This is a genomic window from Pleurocapsa sp. PCC 7319 (assembly GCF_000332195.1).
GTDB lineage: Bacteria > Cyanobacteriota > Cyanobacteriia > Cyanobacteriales > Xenococcaceae > Waterburya.
The window spans coordinates 2540547-2556676 of the sequence record NZ_KB235922.1 but is presented as its reverse complement, the minus strand read 5'-3'; the positions used below and the strand labels follow the sequence as shown (position 1 = coordinate 2556676).

16 protein-coding genes and 1 pseudogene are annotated in these 16130 nt (G+C 38.2%); 8 read left to right on the top strand and 9 right to left on the bottom strand.

Annotated features, from left to right (window positions below; genetic code table 11):
* The first annotated feature begins 94 nt into the window (after nucleotides 1–94).
* Nucleotides 95–1267 carry a hypothetical protein gene (locus tag PLEUR7319_RS0115520; protein ID WP_019506146.1) on the top strand — a complete coding sequence of 391 codons (1173 nt, stop codon included), beginning with the start codon at nucleotides 95–97 and terminating at the stop codon, nucleotides 1265–1267.
* Nucleotides 1268–1371: 104 nt separating this feature from the next.
* On the opposite strand, the pseudogene PLEUR7319_RS43520 reads toward PLEUR7319_RS0115520, so the two are convergent.
* The 6 genes and pseudogenes from PLEUR7319_RS43520 to PLEUR7319_RS35530 form a co-directional block, all read right to left on the bottom strand.
* Nucleotides 1372–1494: pseudogene (locus PLEUR7319_RS43520) on the bottom strand (IS4 family transposase); the annotation flags it as partial.
* Between the two features lie 551 nt (nucleotides 1495–2045).
* Nucleotides 2046–2702 carry a hypothetical protein gene (locus tag PLEUR7319_RS40110; protein ID WP_083892485.1) on the bottom strand — a complete coding sequence of 219 codons (657 nt, stop codon included), beginning with the start codon at nucleotides 2700–2702 and terminating at the stop codon, nucleotides 2046–2048.
* A gap of 293 nt (nucleotides 2703–2995) precedes the next feature.
* Complete coding sequence (locus PLEUR7319_RS38195; RefSeq protein ID WP_019506143.1) at nucleotides 2996–3922, bottom strand: DUF5895 domain-containing protein; 927 nt, start codon at nucleotides 3920–3922, stop codon at nucleotides 2996–2998.
* A 36-nt stretch (nucleotides 3923–3958) separates the two neighbouring features.
* On the bottom strand, nucleotides 3959–4258 hold the full coding sequence (locus PLEUR7319_RS0115500) for a hypothetical protein (protein WP_019506142.1): 300 nt from the start codon (nucleotides 4256–4258) through the stop codon (nucleotides 3959–3961).
* A gap of 80 nt (nucleotides 4259–4338) precedes the next feature.
* Nucleotides 4339–4569 carry a hypothetical protein gene (locus PLEUR7319_RS0115495; protein WP_144054318.1) on the bottom strand — a complete coding sequence of 77 codons (231 nt, stop codon included), beginning with the start codon at nucleotides 4567–4569 and terminating at the stop codon, nucleotides 4339–4341.
* A gap of 60 nt (nucleotides 4570–4629) precedes the next feature.
* Entirely contained in the window at nucleotides 4630–4899 is a 270-nt protein-coding gene (locus PLEUR7319_RS35530; RefSeq protein WP_019506140.1) for a hypothetical protein, read from the bottom strand.
* 304 nt (nucleotides 4900–5203) lie between these two features.
* Here PLEUR7319_RS35530 and PLEUR7319_RS35525 point away from each other — a divergent pair, with 304 nt between their 5' ends.
* The 5 genes from PLEUR7319_RS35525 (at nucleotide 5204) to PLEUR7319_RS0115460 (ending at nucleotide 9497) form a co-directional block, all read left to right on the top strand.
* The gene (locus PLEUR7319_RS35525; RefSeq protein WP_083892562.1) at nucleotides 5204–5389 is read left to right on the top strand and encodes a hypothetical protein; all 186 of its coding nucleotides are present in this window, start codon (nucleotides 5204–5206) and stop codon (nucleotides 5387–5389) included.
* A gap of 193 nt (nucleotides 5390–5582) precedes the next feature.
* The gene (locus PLEUR7319_RS38190) at nucleotides 5583–8126 is read left to right on the top strand and encodes a VapE domain-containing protein (RefSeq protein WP_019506137.1); all 2544 of its coding nucleotides are present in this window, start codon (nucleotides 5583–5585) and stop codon (nucleotides 8124–8126) included.
* A gap of 95 nt (nucleotides 8127–8221) precedes the next feature.
* On the top strand, nucleotides 8222–8590 hold the full coding sequence (locus PLEUR7319_RS0115470; RefSeq protein WP_019506136.1) for a four helix bundle protein: 369 nt from the start codon (nucleotides 8222–8224) through the stop codon (nucleotides 8588–8590).
* A 333-nt stretch (nucleotides 8591–8923) separates the two neighbouring features.
* Nucleotides 8924–9166, top strand: a complete 243-nt coding sequence (locus tag PLEUR7319_RS0115465) for an AbrB/MazE/SpoVT family DNA-binding domain-containing protein (RefSeq protein WP_019506135.1) — start codon at nucleotides 8924–8926, stop codon at nucleotides 9164–9166.
* Nucleotides 9156–9497 (top strand): type II toxin-antitoxin system PemK/MazF family toxin, encoded by a 342-nt coding sequence (locus PLEUR7319_RS0115460; RefSeq protein ID WP_019506134.1) that lies wholly within the window; start codon nucleotides 9156–9158, stop codon nucleotides 9495–9497. The genes PLEUR7319_RS0115465 and PLEUR7319_RS0115460 overlap by 11 nt, the downstream gene beginning before the upstream one ends.
* Before the next feature lie 172 nt (nucleotides 9498–9669).
* On the opposite strand, the gene PLEUR7319_RS38895 is transcribed toward PLEUR7319_RS0115460, so the two are convergent.
* Both PLEUR7319_RS38895 and PLEUR7319_RS0115440 read right to left on the bottom strand, forming a co-directional pair.
* A protein-coding gene (locus tag PLEUR7319_RS38895; protein ID WP_371265370.1) for an IS5 family transposase occupies nucleotides 9670–11147 on the bottom strand; the annotation gives its coding sequence in 2 pieces (ribosomal slippage) (nucleotides 9670–10713 and nucleotides 10716–11147; 1476 coding nt in all).
* A gap of 793 nt (nucleotides 11148–11940) precedes the next feature.
* A complete protein-coding gene (locus PLEUR7319_RS0115440) occupies nucleotides 11941–13866 on the bottom strand; it encodes an ABC-F family ATP-binding cassette domain-containing protein (RefSeq protein WP_019506132.1) in 1926 nt (641 codons plus the stop codon).
* 196 nt (nucleotides 13867–14062) lie between these two features.
* Between PLEUR7319_RS0115440 and PLEUR7319_RS0115435 the strand changes: the two genes are divergently transcribed.
* Together PLEUR7319_RS0115435 and PLEUR7319_RS0115430 are read left to right on the top strand one after the other, a co-directional pair.
* On the top strand, nucleotides 14063–14746 hold the full coding sequence (locus PLEUR7319_RS0115435) for a glycerophosphodiester phosphodiesterase family protein (protein ID WP_026102547.1): 684 nt from the start codon (nucleotides 14063–14065) through the stop codon (nucleotides 14744–14746).
* Nucleotides 14747–14770: 24 nt separating this feature from the next.
* The gene (locus tag PLEUR7319_RS0115430; RefSeq protein ID WP_019506130.1) at nucleotides 14771–15706 is read left to right on the top strand and encodes a lysylphosphatidylglycerol synthase domain-containing protein; all 936 of its coding nucleotides are present in this window, start codon (nucleotides 14771–14773) and stop codon (nucleotides 15704–15706) included.
* 28 nt (nucleotides 15707–15734) lie between these two features.
* On the opposite strand, the gene PLEUR7319_RS0115425 is transcribed toward PLEUR7319_RS0115430, so the two are convergent.
* Entirely contained in the window at nucleotides 15735–16121 is a 387-nt protein-coding gene (locus tag PLEUR7319_RS0115425) for a response regulator (protein ID WP_019506129.1), read from the bottom strand.
* Nucleotides 16122–16130: the final 9 nt, after the last annotated feature.

Below are 16130 nucleotides of genomic sequence, written 5' to 3'. Positions count from 1 at the left end.
CTTAAATAGTACATATGCTCTAAAAGCTCGACAACAAAGAAGTATTGAATATGGTTAAATTAGGGAGAATCAGCCCAATTTATGAGTAAAGCGAGTGAATTCAACTTCTTCTGTAGCTTCTGGTCTTCAACCTCTTCAGCGTCAAGCAATGGCGGTTAAAGTTCTGACCAAACAAGAACCCATAACCGAGATAGCCAAGGAAGAACAAGTCAGTCGTAAGTTTGTCTATCAACAACAAGCCATTGCTCAAATCGCTTTAAATCAGGCGTTTGAGAAGAAAGAACCAGAACAGGAAGTCTTATATTACCTGCCCATCACCCATTCATGGATATTTCAGTTCATTTTAGCGTTGATTCTAATTTGCCACTGCTCTTATCGAGGTGTAGTTGAATTATTAAGGGATTTATTCGATTATTCACTCAGTATCGGAACCATACACAATCGAGTCAAAAAGGCGACAGCCAAAGCGAGAAAAATCAATCACGATCGAGATTTATCCTCAATTGATGTCGCTTTGTTGGATGAACTCTTTCAGAGTAATCGACCAGTCTTGACAGGAGTAGATGCTGACTCTACCTACTGCTTTCTCCTAGAAGCAGTGTCACATCGAGATGAGGACACTTGGGGATATTATCTCCTGGAATTAGAGCAACAAGGATTGAATCCTGATTACACCATTGCCGATGGCGGAAAGGGAATCAGAGCGGGACAAAAAGCAGCTTGGGGAGATAAGCCATGCCACGGGGATGTTTGGCATATATTTGACCAGTGTGAAGCTCTGTGCCGTAATTTAGCTAAAAAAGCCCAAGGAGCAATAACCCCAAGAGAAAAGCTTGAACAGAAGATAAAGGTGGCTAAATTACAAGGCAAAGGGAATCAATTATCAGCTAAGTTAACTCAAGCCCGCAAAAAGATGAAGAAGTCTCTTTCGACAAATGTTTATTGGCAAAAATGGAATCAGCTCTACCAGCAACTTTCCGAGAAATTTCTGCCCGTCAAGGAAGCAGTGGAATCAGCGATGAAATCAACACCCAGAGCCAGTTCTTTAGTAGAAAACCTTAATTCTTGTCTGAGAAATTACTTTTTTCTCAGAAAGCACCTGAATTCTGATTATCTCGACCTCCTCAGATTTTTTCTGAATCATCGTACATTTAGGTCAAGCCGAGTTAGAGAACGAGTTGGAAAAAGTCCTACGGAACTGATGACAGGAAAAAAGCATCCACATTGGTTGTCACTGTTAGGATTTGACCTTTTTCAACGCGCCTGACAATTAAGTTTCAGTAATAATACTTTTGTCTTTCAAGCTAAGTTAAAACTTGGCTCATTTTCACCTGCTTTTGTTACCCAAAATACCTCGTTTTTGAACAACCCCGAAAATAAGATGACATGACCTTGTTGTTGGGTTTTAAGGTGGGTTTTGAGTACAATGACGACATTGAGCTGTTGAGCAAATTCCTTGTGAAGCACTTGTACTTGATAGTAGTCTAGGAGAATCTAAAAATACTTAATACTTAATTATAATCTTACCTAAAAATAGTTAATTATCAATAATATTGCATCAAGATACTATGTATATATGGAAAGAAAAAGAGCGATAGCAAACAAGCTTACAAACTCTTTAAGCATCTAAAAAATCAAAGATTATTTCTATGATTTTTCACGAGAAAACTTTTCTTCAACTTACAACAACTCAACGTAAAAAGGAACAAAATTATGAGTACAAATCCTACAGTTGACAAACAACAAACCACCACGTTTGCAGAAGCCATGAACATAGAGCCGACAGTAACTGTCGCGGGAAGAGCAAACCAGTTCAAGGTGCGTCTGTCTAGAGATGGAGTTGAACTGGGCTGGCTCGGGCAAGACTCTAAGCAATGGGCAAGACTCGTCAAGGAGAATGCAGCGTTGACTCTGGAGCTGTACCTGCACAACAGAGTCACATATTATCGAATCAAGGGTACAAAGCGGTATATGTCCGTGAGCAACAGTGCCTATGTTGGCTTCTACAACTGGAGCGGGGCTACAGGGTTTAAGCGGGACGGATCTTATCTCAGATCCGAATACAACGACCAACGCCTGTCGTACGATAATGAAGAAAACGGGTATCTGACCGCCTGGGATGGATACCTGCCCCTTGACTTCGAGGTGCGATGATTTAAGAAAAACCGAAGCAGGTCGAGATAATCAGAATTCAGGTGCTTTCTCAAAAAAAAGTAGTTTCTCAAACGAGAATTGAGGTTTTCCACTAAAGAACTGGCTCTGGGAGTTGATTTCATGGCGGATTCTACTGCTTCCTTTACTGGCAGGAATTTCTCAGACAATAGTTGGTAAACATGATTCCATCTCTCCCAATAGACATTAGTGGAGAGAGACTTTTTCATTAATAAACAGACCTGTCGCACCTGAAACAGAGAAATCTGAAACTTGTGGGCAATCTCTGCCAGTTTCTGGTCGAGAACTTGAGCAAAGGCTAATAAGTCCGTTTTTTGATTCGATAAAGCAATTCTCAAGGCTCTAATCCCTTTGTGGTCTTGGTCTTCTCGGTGTTGCAGTTCTGAGATGATGAAATTCATCAACTCCATTCTTTCTGACCACTCTGGTCCTGCCAAGGATAAAATATCAATTCTCAACCAATAGAGCAATATTCTGATGTCAGCGAATTTATTTAGCAGTTCTGCTTCATTTTTACGGGCTTGACCCACTTTTCTCACAAATTAAGTTGAAACCAAATTTTAAGCTGAAAAATTGAAGATTTTTTCTAACAAGAAAAATTTGAGATACTGACGATAAAAAATCAGGCTAAATTGTGAGAAAATTCGACAAAAGAAGCTAAAAATTCAGTCATTAAGAAAAATTGACCATGACAAGATAAATGGCAATTAAGCAACAGCCATTTAGGCAACTATTTAATTATCTTACTCAAAAATTAAAATCATCCAGAATCCGTCTATTAGGCGACAATTAGGATGACCGCCCACGAGATGCGCAATGAGATTCAAATTATTAAGGCAGGGCTTGGTTTGAGACTGCCGAGCCAATCTAGGATTGCTGAAGAAATTCCAAAGAGAGTAACTCGCCAATGAGCCGCTGTATCTAGGATTGAATTTCTTGACCATCGTTGTGTCCATGATAAACGGCGGTGCGCTCGTTGGTCTCTTGTGATAAGTTGGTTTGGTTGTTTGGTTATCGGCTTCGTTGCGCTAATGGATTCAATGACAAGTTGTTGCTGTCGTAGCTGATGGCTAAGAGCTCGTCGTAGTCGAGTTGTAGGAAAGTCTAACCACAGTACAGGCCGAGAGGGTTGATTTTTCGAGGAGTTGTCCTTAACTGGTGGGGATTGAACCACAGGTTTACCTAACTGAGCAAAGAAAATGGTTTCAATCTCTTTTCGGAATTGTTGAAGTTCGGTATTAAAAGCAGCACCAACACCAGCATTCATCCCAATTTGAAATGGAACAGAATGTAGTAGTTGATTATCGTCGTCCAAGAATATTACCAAGTAGCGGGTACGGAGACGATAATTTTGGCGATCGCTGTATGCAGATTCACCATAACTAGTTAATTGCCCATGTTGATAAGCTTGTCCGAGATAACGCCAACCCTGAGCAGTCTTTTCTTGAACTTCGATGTTGGATTGGTGAAGAACAACAATTCTAATGTGGGTTGATAGAAACCCATCGACAGAACGAGGACTAGAAGTATCTTCACCAAAAGTTAATCTGGTGGGCTGCCAATCGTCAACAGCATTAAATTCAGCTAATTCAGCTTGTTGTGCGGGAATAAACCAGCCCCAAGGAGGATTCAATTGTTCAATTTGACACAGAGAGAGGTTAGGAGGATTTTGAATCTGGCAGAAGGGAAGTTGAGTGGAAGGAATAACTTCAGATTCAAATTGAGAGAGAAGTGAAGTGGGAAGATTCATAAGGGAAATATGTAGTATAAAAGAAGCAATTTGAGTTCAAAGTCTTCCTCTGGCAGAACTTTCATGACGAACCTTGTAAAGAAAAGCCTGAAATTCAGTACCAGGAAGGATTTGAATATAGAAGAAAAGAGGATAAAGATGGTCTGAATAAAGATGAGGAATGGAGTTAAGGATGGCGGTCTTAATTTCATTCATACCAGAAGCGAGAAAGTAGTTGTTTTCCTCGTCTTGAAAGATAGTAATGGTAGGGAAATGCTGAGGTTCGGGATCGTTCGGGTCAAGAGGTTGAAGAGTGCGAACTTCAAGAGAAATCAAATGTTGAGTTGGTTGAGTCATGGGTTGAGCCGAGTAATGAAGTGAGTAGCAAAAGCTAGTAGGGCAACTGCGATAAGTGCAATTGCCCAAAGAATGATTAGTTAAAAGATGTCTGTGGTGCGGATAAGATGAGATTGGTTAGCCTCGCAGATATCATTCTCAGCTATCGAAATTGACTTAAAATTAGGCTCATAGTTGATTCCAGCTAATTCGTAATACCAGCTAGGTTCAGAGAGATAAGCCTCAGTACTGCGGTAGAGTTCGGCGTTAGCTTCAGGTAGTGGGTAGAAGGTAGTGGGTAGTAGGTAATCAAGACCTGCTACAACGTCCAATAGAAATACTAAAAAACTCAAACAAAAATCACCTCCTACCTCCTACCTCCTACCTTCTACCTATGAAAAGGAAGCCCACTCTGTATGGTGTTCATCAGGATCGATAACTTTAACGGTGCTGTCAATAGCAAACTCAGGATGAGGAGCATCAATTGGATCGGTATCAGCAAAGAGATCGCAATCGTTTGTTCTTTGATGGTGCTTTCTGGCTTGTTGTCCGAAAAGTTGGCACCACCCCCTTCCATTTGACTCGTTGTAGTCATTGAAATGAGAGCATTGTGAACAAGTTTGAGTCTGTGAAACTGGCTTGACAGTTAATTGTTGTGTCATTATAAAAATACCTTAATTTGATTGAGGTTCAGGAGAGCAGATACTTTGGACGGTGGCTGCTCTCCTTTTTGATTTCAAGTCTTATAGAAGGCGATGTAATGATTAGTCTTCTAATCTTTGTGTTGATGGAGTTGATATCTACTCTAGGTTTCTTATCCAATTTTATACTTACCGAGTGTGTATTGTCAACACAAAATTAATATTTAGTATATACTTGATATGTAGTTTTTCGTAAAAAAGAATCAATAGGCGACACTATATGTGTAAGGCTATGGTTCTAGTAATGGTTGAATACAAAGGAAAAATGACCAGAATAAATATCACTGTTCCTGAAGATTTGTTGGAAGACTTCAAAAAGTATTGTGAAAAGCAGTTCAGACCTTTGAGCGCACAACTTCAGTTCATGATGAAGGAAACTCTTGAACAAGAATTAACCAATCAATTAAATTCTTCCATCATCGAAAAAAATAATGATGAAAAGAAAAGCTAAATTTTCGTAATTTTTTCATGTGAAAAGCGATCGCAATTCTTTGGACGGAATGGCGCGACCGCTCTTATACAACATTAGTTCCATAAGGAGGAACGCTAATGATTAATTACATTGTAAAAGGTGGTGTGAAATACTGCACCTTGGGTTTTGCACAGGAACAAGAAAATAGCTTGAATGAAATGGTTGGTGCAGAATGAGTAATGCATTTGCACCAACCATTGATTCTAAGCACGCTGGCGAATGGGTTGCTGGGAGTGGGGTTTCAGAAGAGATAGTCAAGCTGAATCCCAAGAGTATCGAGGACAAAAAAGAAATTGCCAAGTTACTGAACTGGAGCAATTATTTGGGGAGTCCAGGATGGTACGTAAAAGGGGTAGATTTAGAAACGGGACAACAAAGAGAATTTGGACAATTCAAGCCCAATAAACCAATCCAGTTTCCAGATGGTGATAAAGCAGTAAAGTATTTTACGTTTCCCAAAGGACAGGAAAATGAAGTAATTCTGTTGATTCCCGACAAAACAGCATGGGAAAAGATAGCCAAAAGATACAATGTGCCGATTTTGCCAGAAGATATCGACGAATCAAGACTGGACAAAGGGTTTTGGAAATGGATACATAATAACCCTCAAATACCCATCGAAGTAACAGAGGGAGCGAAGAAAGCGGGTTGTTTGTTGGCGAATGGATTGGTGGGCTTATGTTTAACGGGAGTTTGGAACGGAAAAGTTAAGCGATCGCTAAAGGCGATACCGACTCTAGCCCCATTTTTGGCAAATGGTAGAGCAATCCATCTACTGTTTGATTCGGATGTGATTATCAAACCCCAGGTACAAGAGGCACTCAAAACCATTGGATATCTTGCTCAGAGAGCGGGATGTATTGTTGGGGTTGGAACTTGGGAATACACCGAAGCCACGAAAGGACTGGACGATTTGGTAGTAAATCAAGGGGTCGAAGCCTTAGAAGAAGTAATCGAAAATATCACGCCATACAAAGAATGGCTCAAATCTATCTCGCCACAGAAAAACGCTTCAAAAATGCAGTCAAGAATGCAGTCAAGAAATACAGCTACCGCAGCCCTACTAGATTATGTAAGGGATAAATATAGTGATCGCTTACGCTTGAACGAACTAGAAATGCAGATTGAGTTGGATGAGAAGCAGTTCAATTTAGAGCGGTTTTATCTGCATTTGGCAGAACATGATCGCCTGGAGGTAAATAAGACAAAAGCGATAGATGTATGTACAAAAGTAGCAGAAGAAAACGCCTACAATCCTGTAGCTGAATATTTAGATAAAGTTTCTCGCTCTTGTGAGCTGGCGGATATCAATTCATTATCAAGTAGGTTTTTTGGTACATCGGATAAGATTTACGATATTTTTCTGAAGAAGACATTAATAGCAGCGGTAGCGAGAGTCTATGCTCCAGGGTGCAAGCATGACAATACACTAGTGCTTCAGGGAGAACAAGGGATTGGTAAATCAACATTCTTTGATATCTTGGCAGGAGAATGGTTTGGGGATTCGATGAGATCAGGAAAAGATAAAGATGACTTGTTAATCCTGCATAAATCGTGGATTCAGGAGTGGGGAGAAATAGATAAGATATTTTCCAAAAGACAGGCAGGGGATTTAAAAGCGTTTCTGAGTTGTCGAAAAGATACCTTTCGCGAACCCTATGCACGTACTACTAAAGACTATCTGCGTCACTCAATAATAGTGGGTTCGGTTAACGATTCGAGTTTCTTAGTAGATTCAACAGGAAACAGACGTTATTGGGTTATTCCCGTAGAGAAAAAAGAAATAGACACCAAACGATTATTTGAGGAAAGAGACGCGATATGGGCTTCTGCTGTGGTGGCATATCGGGAAGGAGAGACATGGTGGTTGTCAAAAGAAGAGGAAAAAAGAAATCTCAACAATAATTCTCGTTTCCAAATAATAGATGAATGGGCAGGTTTCGTTGCTGATTATATTCGCCATAGAACAGGGGTATCAATATCACAAGTACTGCTGGATGTATTTGATTTTGAGCTGAATAAGATCGGTCGTAGAGAACAAATGCGGGTAGCCAATATTCTCCAGATGTTAAATTGGCGCAAAGTGGGACAGAAATTACATCGAGGAAAAAGGCAAGTGGTTTGGGAGGAGGCTTCGACTATACCTTCGGGAGGTATAGCAGAGGTATTGCAGGCTGAAAGCCAGTCACAGCAAAGCTTGTCTATACCTACTATACCTACTACACCTAATTCTCAAACTAGAAAATTAGAGGTAAGAGAAGTAGTAAATAGTGAAAATATAAACTCTGTAGAAGGCAATAGAGAAACAAGAGTTAAACCCATACAGAATGAGGAATCTATACCTACTGCTATACCTGTTGGTGAAGGTATAGATCGTCCCTTAACATGGTCAGATTACCCTCATCCGAGCAAAGACGAATATACAATCAAAAACAGAGCGAGAAAAGTAGTAGAAAGAATGTTTGCCTGTAGTACCAAGGCAGAGCTAATCAATTTATACGCCTGTGGCAAAATTACCGCAGCCGAAGTTTTATGGCTGAGAGAAAACTATCTGGCTTCTGCTCAATGCGATTGGCTCTGCCACTGCGCGGAGCGCAATCGCCTGACTCAAATAGAGAAGACAGAGCAGGGAAATATTTTCAATCAAAATCAAAATCAAAATCTGTTTTTAGAATTGAAGGAGCAAATAACTCACCAGGTTAGAAGATTAGGCTAGGGAATAGGTAGTAAGTAGTAGGTAGTAGGTAGTAGGTAGTAGGTACTGATTACCTACTACAAGATAAAATAGAAATATCACTTACTATTTTATTTGTGAACAATAATAACATTACAATTCAACAAAGAACTAAACTCTTTGCTAGTAGAGTAATAAAGGCTTATTCGGAAATAAATGAAAGAAATCACTTTAATAGTGCTTGTGCTATTCTGTCAAAACAGTTTTTGAGAAGCGGTACTAGTATTGGAGCTAATATATCAGAAGGAGTTTATGCTCAATCAGATAAAGACTTTTTATCCAAGTATTTAATAGCTTTAAAAGAAGCCAGTGAAACTAAGTATTGGATAGAATTAATGCTTGAAAATGATCTAGTTCCAAAAAACAAATTTTCCGATATGTTAGAAGAGATAGAAGTAATTATTAAAATTCTAGTAGCCATCACCAAAAAACTCAAACAAAAATAACCTACTACCTCCTACCTACTACCTCCTACCTGAAGTAAAGCGCTCGCCTATATCCAAGAAAAGTATGGTGTAAGTAATAGAGTCGAGATGAGCATCGCTCAACTGACGGAGATGAAAGATAGTCTTACTCTTATATCGAGTTGAAGTGACCAATAGATGGTGAAGCTGGAAATGGTTGAAGAATGGGTGGAAATTGGTCGATTAGAGAAGTATGGCAAAGAGGAGAAAGTCTAATGAGCAAGAAGAAATCGAAGGGATGATTGCCCAGTACAGTTCAAGTAATACGGTAATACGGTATAACTAAAGTGGATATTGAGTAAAGAAAAATGAGTTATGACCAGAGCTAAAATCAAACTAACTTCCAAAGTAACTCAAAAGTATCAAGCGACGATTCCCCAAGCAGTAAGAGAAAAACTAGCAATTGAAAAAGGAGATCGCATAATCTTTGAAATAGAGGATGAAAAGGTAGTGTTGAAGAAAGTATCACCAGTAGATTGGGAATATCTAGAGTCAGTGGCAGCGACTTTGGGAGAATGGTCATCAGAGGCGGATGAGGAAGCATACAGTGACTTATAAGCAATTTGAGGTGGTAGTGGTTCCGTTTCCATTTACAGATAGTTCGGCGGCAAAAAAACGTCCAGCTTTAGTGATTTCGGATGGGACGAAATTTAACAAATGGACTCAAAAAAGTGTGATGGCAATGATTACCACAGCGACTCATGCACCTTGGGTATTAGATGAAGCGATAACAGATTTAGAGAGTGCGGGATTAAAAGCCAAATCGATTGTCAGAATGAAGTTATTTACTCTGGATGATGCTTTAGTAATCAAAAAAATAGGCAAGTTGGCAACAGATGATCGTGATCGAGTACAAAAATCGCTACAGCAATTATTAAATATTGATTGAAATTGGTAGGTTAAGAAAGTATCAAAGAATTGAGCAAGAAAGGTGAGCAAGAAGAAATCAAAAGGTATGTCGCTAAGTTGGGTTCATAAGGAAAAAATCGACTCTAGCTAGAGTTTGCTGAAAAAGTAATCGGAAAAATTGACAAGAATCAGCTTGTTTAAAAAATAAGTTTTTATGTTAGTAATTTGACTTTAATATCAGTTTTAATAATAAAAAAGTCAGTAATCGAGCCGAATTTATAGGTATTCAGAAATAAAGACAAAAAAAGACAGCTAACCTGCCTGAGCAGGGTGGAAAGATTGATAACTAAAAAAGTAACGGCAATAGAAGTTTCTGCTGTCTTTGAGAGTTTTGCCATGATACAGTTAAGTCCATAACGTCGTTTTGCTTGTCCGAATTTTCCCTCAATAGCATTACGAAATCTTTCATCATCTCTAGCTTGTTTTTTAGTTGATTTACTAACATTTTTAGGTGGTCTTCCCAATGGTGGTCCACTGATTCTAATACCTCGGTCTTTACACCAAGTTCGATTCTCTCTATTGCGATAAATTTTATCTACATGAACTGAGGATGGATAGTAGCCAGTGAAGTTTTTATAGGCTTCTACTTGTGTTTTTAAATCCCCTGATTCATTAAAGTTATCCCAACTCAAATGATCTAAAAATACATATTGGTCAAAACAGCTTACTGAAATTTTTGCTCCGAATTCCACAGTTTTTCCTGCTTTTCCTCTGACGATAGGACGGATATGAGGTTGAGTTATACTGACGATTCTATCGTCAATTCTGTTGGATTGATTCTCATACATCCACAATTGTTGACGATAAACTTCTGTAACTACCAACAACATTTTATATTGGCTTGGAGATAGACTACTTAAATCAGCCTCGGAATTAACTAAATTCTCTATGTGAGATAAATTTCTTTTGATGTATTGTAATTGTTTGGCGACTGCCGAGCTTCTTTCTTGTCGAGATGGACGACGTTTCTTCGCAACTTTCAAATAATCTTTTCTCGCTTTCTTTCTATAAGTCCTTGGCTTTTTTACTTTCTTTGTTTGACAAGTTTTATAAAGAGAATCTAGAATTTTTTCGGTTTGTCGTCTGGCTTGATTTAATATTCCCAAATCATTGGGATAACTTATATCCCCAGGAGCGCAAGTAGCATCTAATATTAACTTTCCTTGATTTTTAATTGATTTAACTTCTTCTTTTTCGTTTTTTTTTCTGTTTCTTCCTCCTCTTTCTCTCGGAGATTATTTACCATTTTTATATTGATTTTATTAACTAAATCCAGGTCTATTCTTTCTCTAAAATAAACCATCATTGAGGCATCAAATGGGGCTTGATTGCTATAGTCTGACATCCCTAGAAAATACTGTAAATAAGGATTTTCCCTTATTTGCTCTACAGTTTCTCTATCGCTTATTCCTAATTTTTCTTTAATAATTAATGCCCCCAATGCCATCCGAAATGGTTTGGCTATTGCTCCCATTGTTTCTGAGAAATTTTCTGCATATTCTGACTCAAAATCTGACCAAGGAATTAACTCTGCCATAATTACCCATCGGTTTTCTGATGACAACTTACTTTCAAAGGGTAATTCAAAATTTTCTGGGGTAAGCTCCGACTGGCTAGTTTTACGGTACATTTGTTCTTGCTCAGATAAGTGCAAGGGTCTTTTACCAATTTTAGGGGTTTTTCGCCATTTTTACTTAACTTTTTTCTGCGCCTAAAATCCTTATAACCTTTATTGGCTCAAGGTTGTCAAGTTATTCAGCAAACCCTATGTATTATTTTTATCTGAACAGCGTATTGTTTGGCTGTTTCTCCTTCTGAATCAAAATACCAAGGCAGAACATACATCATATTCAGACCGACAATTACAGACATTAAAAAGACTAATTTATATTTTTGAAGAACTAAAAATATAAATGTACAAGTCAGTGAGGCAAATAAATACTGCAGCCTGAAATGTGAAAATAGTTCAATATATCTATGTAAATAATCAAAAACAGTTACAACACTTAGAACGGATGTGAAAAATGCAACGATCTGTATAAAGCCTGTTATCGATACACTTTTATCTGACACCTTAGTACTCATCCTACTTTGTTCTTTGGCTTATAACTATTTATTAGACGGATACTTTCTTGATATCTACTCCAATATATCTTTCTTGATCGCGATCGCCTGAAAGACGAGACGTAAAAATACGCTATATCAGCATCTTAACTTCTTTTAAGTTTTAAAATTGTTTAAGTCCCGCTATTTAAAATGAAACTTTCCTAAATTGAATCCAAAGAAAAAATAGCCTAAATCTCAGATAATTATCAGCTTTGGAAGCTTTGATCTTTTTGAAGACAACAATCAACAATCAACAATCAAAAACCAAGATTATTGACTGTACCTCATTCAAATGAGAACTGCTTGTTTAGGACTACCTAGAACTCTCTTTCTGCTAGTTCCATCCAGCGTTCAGTAGCATTGTCAATTGCTTCATTTAATGTTGTCAATTGTTGGGATAGTTCTTGTACTAAAGTAAAGTCACTACAGTTAATTGCCAGATTACTTTCTAATTTTTCCTTATCGGTTTCCATTTGAGCAATTTTGACTTCTAGTTTTTCATATTCGCGTCTTTCGTAATTTGATAAAGGTTTATTCTTCTGTGAAATTGATTTATCAGTTTTAGTATTTTTCGGTTTACTAGATTGGGGTTGTTCTCGAACCTGTTCTTGTTTAGCTTGTTTTTCAGCTCTCTTTTTGTGTTCCAAATATACAGAATAATTGCCTGGATAGCTACGAATCTTGCCCCCAGGCTCGATCGCCAAGATAAAATCTACAGTTCGATCTAGAAAATAGCGATCGTGGGACACGGCGATCGCACAACCATTAAAGTTTTCTAGATAATCTTCTAATATTGCCAAGGTCTGCACATCTAAATCGTTGGTCGGTTCATCTAAAATTAAAACGTTGGGGGCATCCATTAATACTTGCAATAAAAACAGACGGCGTTTTTCGCCTCCAGAGAGTTTGTGAATCGGCGCATATTGTTGGCTGGGGGGAAACAAAAACTTTTCTAACATCTGGGAAGCACTAATTTGATTGCCATCGGCAGTGGTGACAACTGCTGCGACATCTTTGATAAAATCAATTACTCGTTGTTCTTCATTTAAGGCATCCCAAATGGTATCCGAATGCTGATCGAAATAACCAATGTGAATCGTCTTACCGATATTGACCTTACCCCGATCAGGTTCAATTCTCCCGGTGATAATATTCATCAGAGTAGATTTCCCAACACCATTGCCTCCAATAATACCTATGCGATCGCGGGGAGTAAATTCATAGGTAAAATCATCAATTAGAGTCCGTCCGTTATAGGCTTTAGAAATATTCTCCAGTTCAATGACTTTTTTCCCAATACGTCTCCCAGGAGTATCAATTTCAACTTTACCCTGAGTTTGTTTAAACTCCTTATCCTGCATTTCGCCAATACGATCAATGCGGGCTTTTTGCTTAGTACTACGAGCTTTTGGTCCTCGCTTGAGCCACTCTAATTCTCGTCTTAAAACTCCTTGATGTTTGCGTTCGCTACTGGCAGCAGATTCTTCTTGTAGAGCTTTTTTTTCCAGATAATAGGAATAATTTCCCGAATAGGTGTATAAATCGGCACGGTCGATTTCTAAGATCCGATTAGTAACTTGATCTAAAAAGTAGCGATCGTGAGTAATAAGTAGAAGTGCCCCCTGAAAGCGAGCTAGATATTCCTGTAACCACTCTACCGACTCGGCATCTAGGTGGTTAGTAGGTTCATCCATCAATAACAAATCTGGTTCATTGAGCAAAGCTGTCGCCAAAGCAATCCGTTTCCTGTATCCCCCAGAAAGATCCCCTACCCTAGCATCAAAGTCTTCGATACCCAGCTTAGTTAGAATAATCTTGGCTTTGGTTTCCAGCTCCCATGCTCCTGCGGATTCCATTTTTTCTGTTACCTTAGCTAGCTGAGCCATAAGGGAGTCTAAGTTATTATCGACTGCATGAGCTATCTTGTGAGATAAGTCTTCGTATTCCCTGACCAGCTTCATTTGTTCTCCACTATCAGCAAATACCTGATCGATCACCGTCAGATTTTCATCTATTTCTGGCTGTTGGGGTAAATAAATTATTCGCGCCCCAGATTTAACCAAGCGTTGACCACCATCTATCGGTTCAATACCCGCAATCATTTTGAGTAGAGTAGATTTACCAGAGCCATTTACCCCAATTAAGCCTACTTTGTCATTTGGCTCAATGCTAAAGCTAGCATCGCGCAGTATTTCTTTAATACCGAAATCTTTTTTGATATTTTGTAGAGTTAAAATACTCATTTATAATGCCTCTTATGAATTAGCTTCGTTCAGATTTACTGGTTTCTAGTTTTTGCCTTTAATTTTTAGCTTTAAGCCCTAAAGGTGGGCGTGGAATAAGCTGCTTTAAATCAAACAATAGTAGTTCTGTAGCTAATTTCTTTCTAAGGTAGATGCTAATTGTTCATTATCAATTATTCACTATTAATTATCAATCATGTTATGTATCGGACATCGGGGGGCAATGGGACATGAGCCAGAAAATACTTTGCGATCAATTAGAAAAGCTCTAGCTTTGGGAGTTGATGCGGTTGAAATTGATGTTCATAACGTAGAAAATAATTTAGTTGTAATTCACGATCGCGATTTATCCAGAACGACTAATGGGGCTGGCTATCTGGAACAGAAAAATTTAACTTATTTGCGATCGCTTGATGCTGGCAAAGGAGAAAAAATTCCTATCTTACAAGAAGTCTTGGAGACGATAAATCGACAAGCCATGATTAATATTGAATTAAAGGGACATAGTACTGCTAAGCTAGTTGCTAACCTGATTCAAGAGTATGTTAGCCAAGGTTGGTCGGAACAAGATTTTGTAGTTTCCTCTTTTAACCATTATGAACTGAACCAATTTAGGTCAATTTGTCCTACTGTCAAAATTGGTCTTTTAATTTATGGTATTCCTTGGGGTTATTTAAATATCGCCCAGCAATTAGATGCAAGTATAGTTATTGCTAGTTTGGATTTTGTAACCCAGGAATTAATCACTTCCGTGCATCAACAAGATTTACCAGTTTGGGTTTATACCGTTAATCAGCCTGATGATATTCGTCTTATGAGAAAATTACAAGTCGATGGTATATTTACCAATTATCCTGAACGAGTTGTATCAAGTTGCTAAAATTTATGACTAATTACTTTATTAATGAAGCGCGATCGCCTAACTCGTTTTCTTTATCCTACTCTGGCTGTTGGCTTACTAGTTTTTTCTCTCTGCATACTGAATCAAGAATTGGGTCGCTACAACCCAAAAGAGATTTTAGATAGTTTTTCTACTCTGGAAAAAAGTCAATTATCTTCTGCTTTTTGCTTGACTATTATTGACTATTTAATCATTAGTACCTACGATATCATCGCTTTTCTTTGCCTTAATTATGATTTAAATATTAAGCGTATTCTATTTACAACTTTTATTACCTATGCTGTGAGCAACACTACTGGTTACACTTTACTCATTGGTGGAGGAATTCGCTATCGTTTTTACTCCTTGTGGAGAGTTCCCCGAAGAAATATAGCCAAGGTGACGGCTTTAGGTAATTTGACGTTTTGGTTAGGATTGTTGACTCTAAGTGGAATCACTTTTTTGACTAATTCTTTTAAACTACCTAGCTTTATTAATCTAAATATCTCAATTATTCGTTACCTGGGAATTATCGCCCTCCTATCTGTAGGAACTTATTTATATTTTTGTTGGCGTAGAAAATGCCTGAGAATTAAGGGGAAAATCATCTGTTTCCCGAAACTCACTACTACACTAAGCCAAATTACTATTTTTTCTTTAGATTGGGCTTTAGCAGCAGCAGTATTATATTGTTTAATTCCTGAATATCCTGACAAATCATATTTCAGTTTTTTTAGTATTTATCTGCTCGCTATGTCCACCTCAATTATGAGCAACGTCCCGGGGGGAATTGGTGTATTTGAAACGATAATAATTTTTCTGTTGCCCAAAAGTATTTCTGCCCCAAGCATTTTCAGCTCACTTCTAGCTTATCGGGCAATTCGTTTTCTAATACCTTTGGGGATAGCACTTATTTTGCTAGGTTGTTTTGAACTCAGACGTAAATTAAATCAATCTTGACGCTCTGATACACAGAAAGAATTGAGAATTACTTATTCACTTCAAATTGATTGAGAATCTCAGCAATTTGCTCAGGTAATTGGAGCGGACGAAAAGGTTTTGTAATGATACCAACTATATCTAAGCCAGTTAACTCTGAGGCGATCGCCGATTTGGTTTTGGCAGTCATCAAAATTACAGGGATCTTAACTGTGCTTTGATTGGCTTTTAAATGCTTGAGAGTTTCTTGCCCATCCCAGTCAGGCATCATTAAATCTAAAAGGATCACTTCTGGTTGGCTACTTGCTGCTAATTCTAATCCTGCCTTTCCAGAATTCGCCGTAATAACGTTCCAATCGGCTGCCATTTCTAAGCCCATTTGAGCTATTTCTTTGACATCATCCTCATCATCAATAATTAAAACTTTTTTGCTCATGCTAATTGA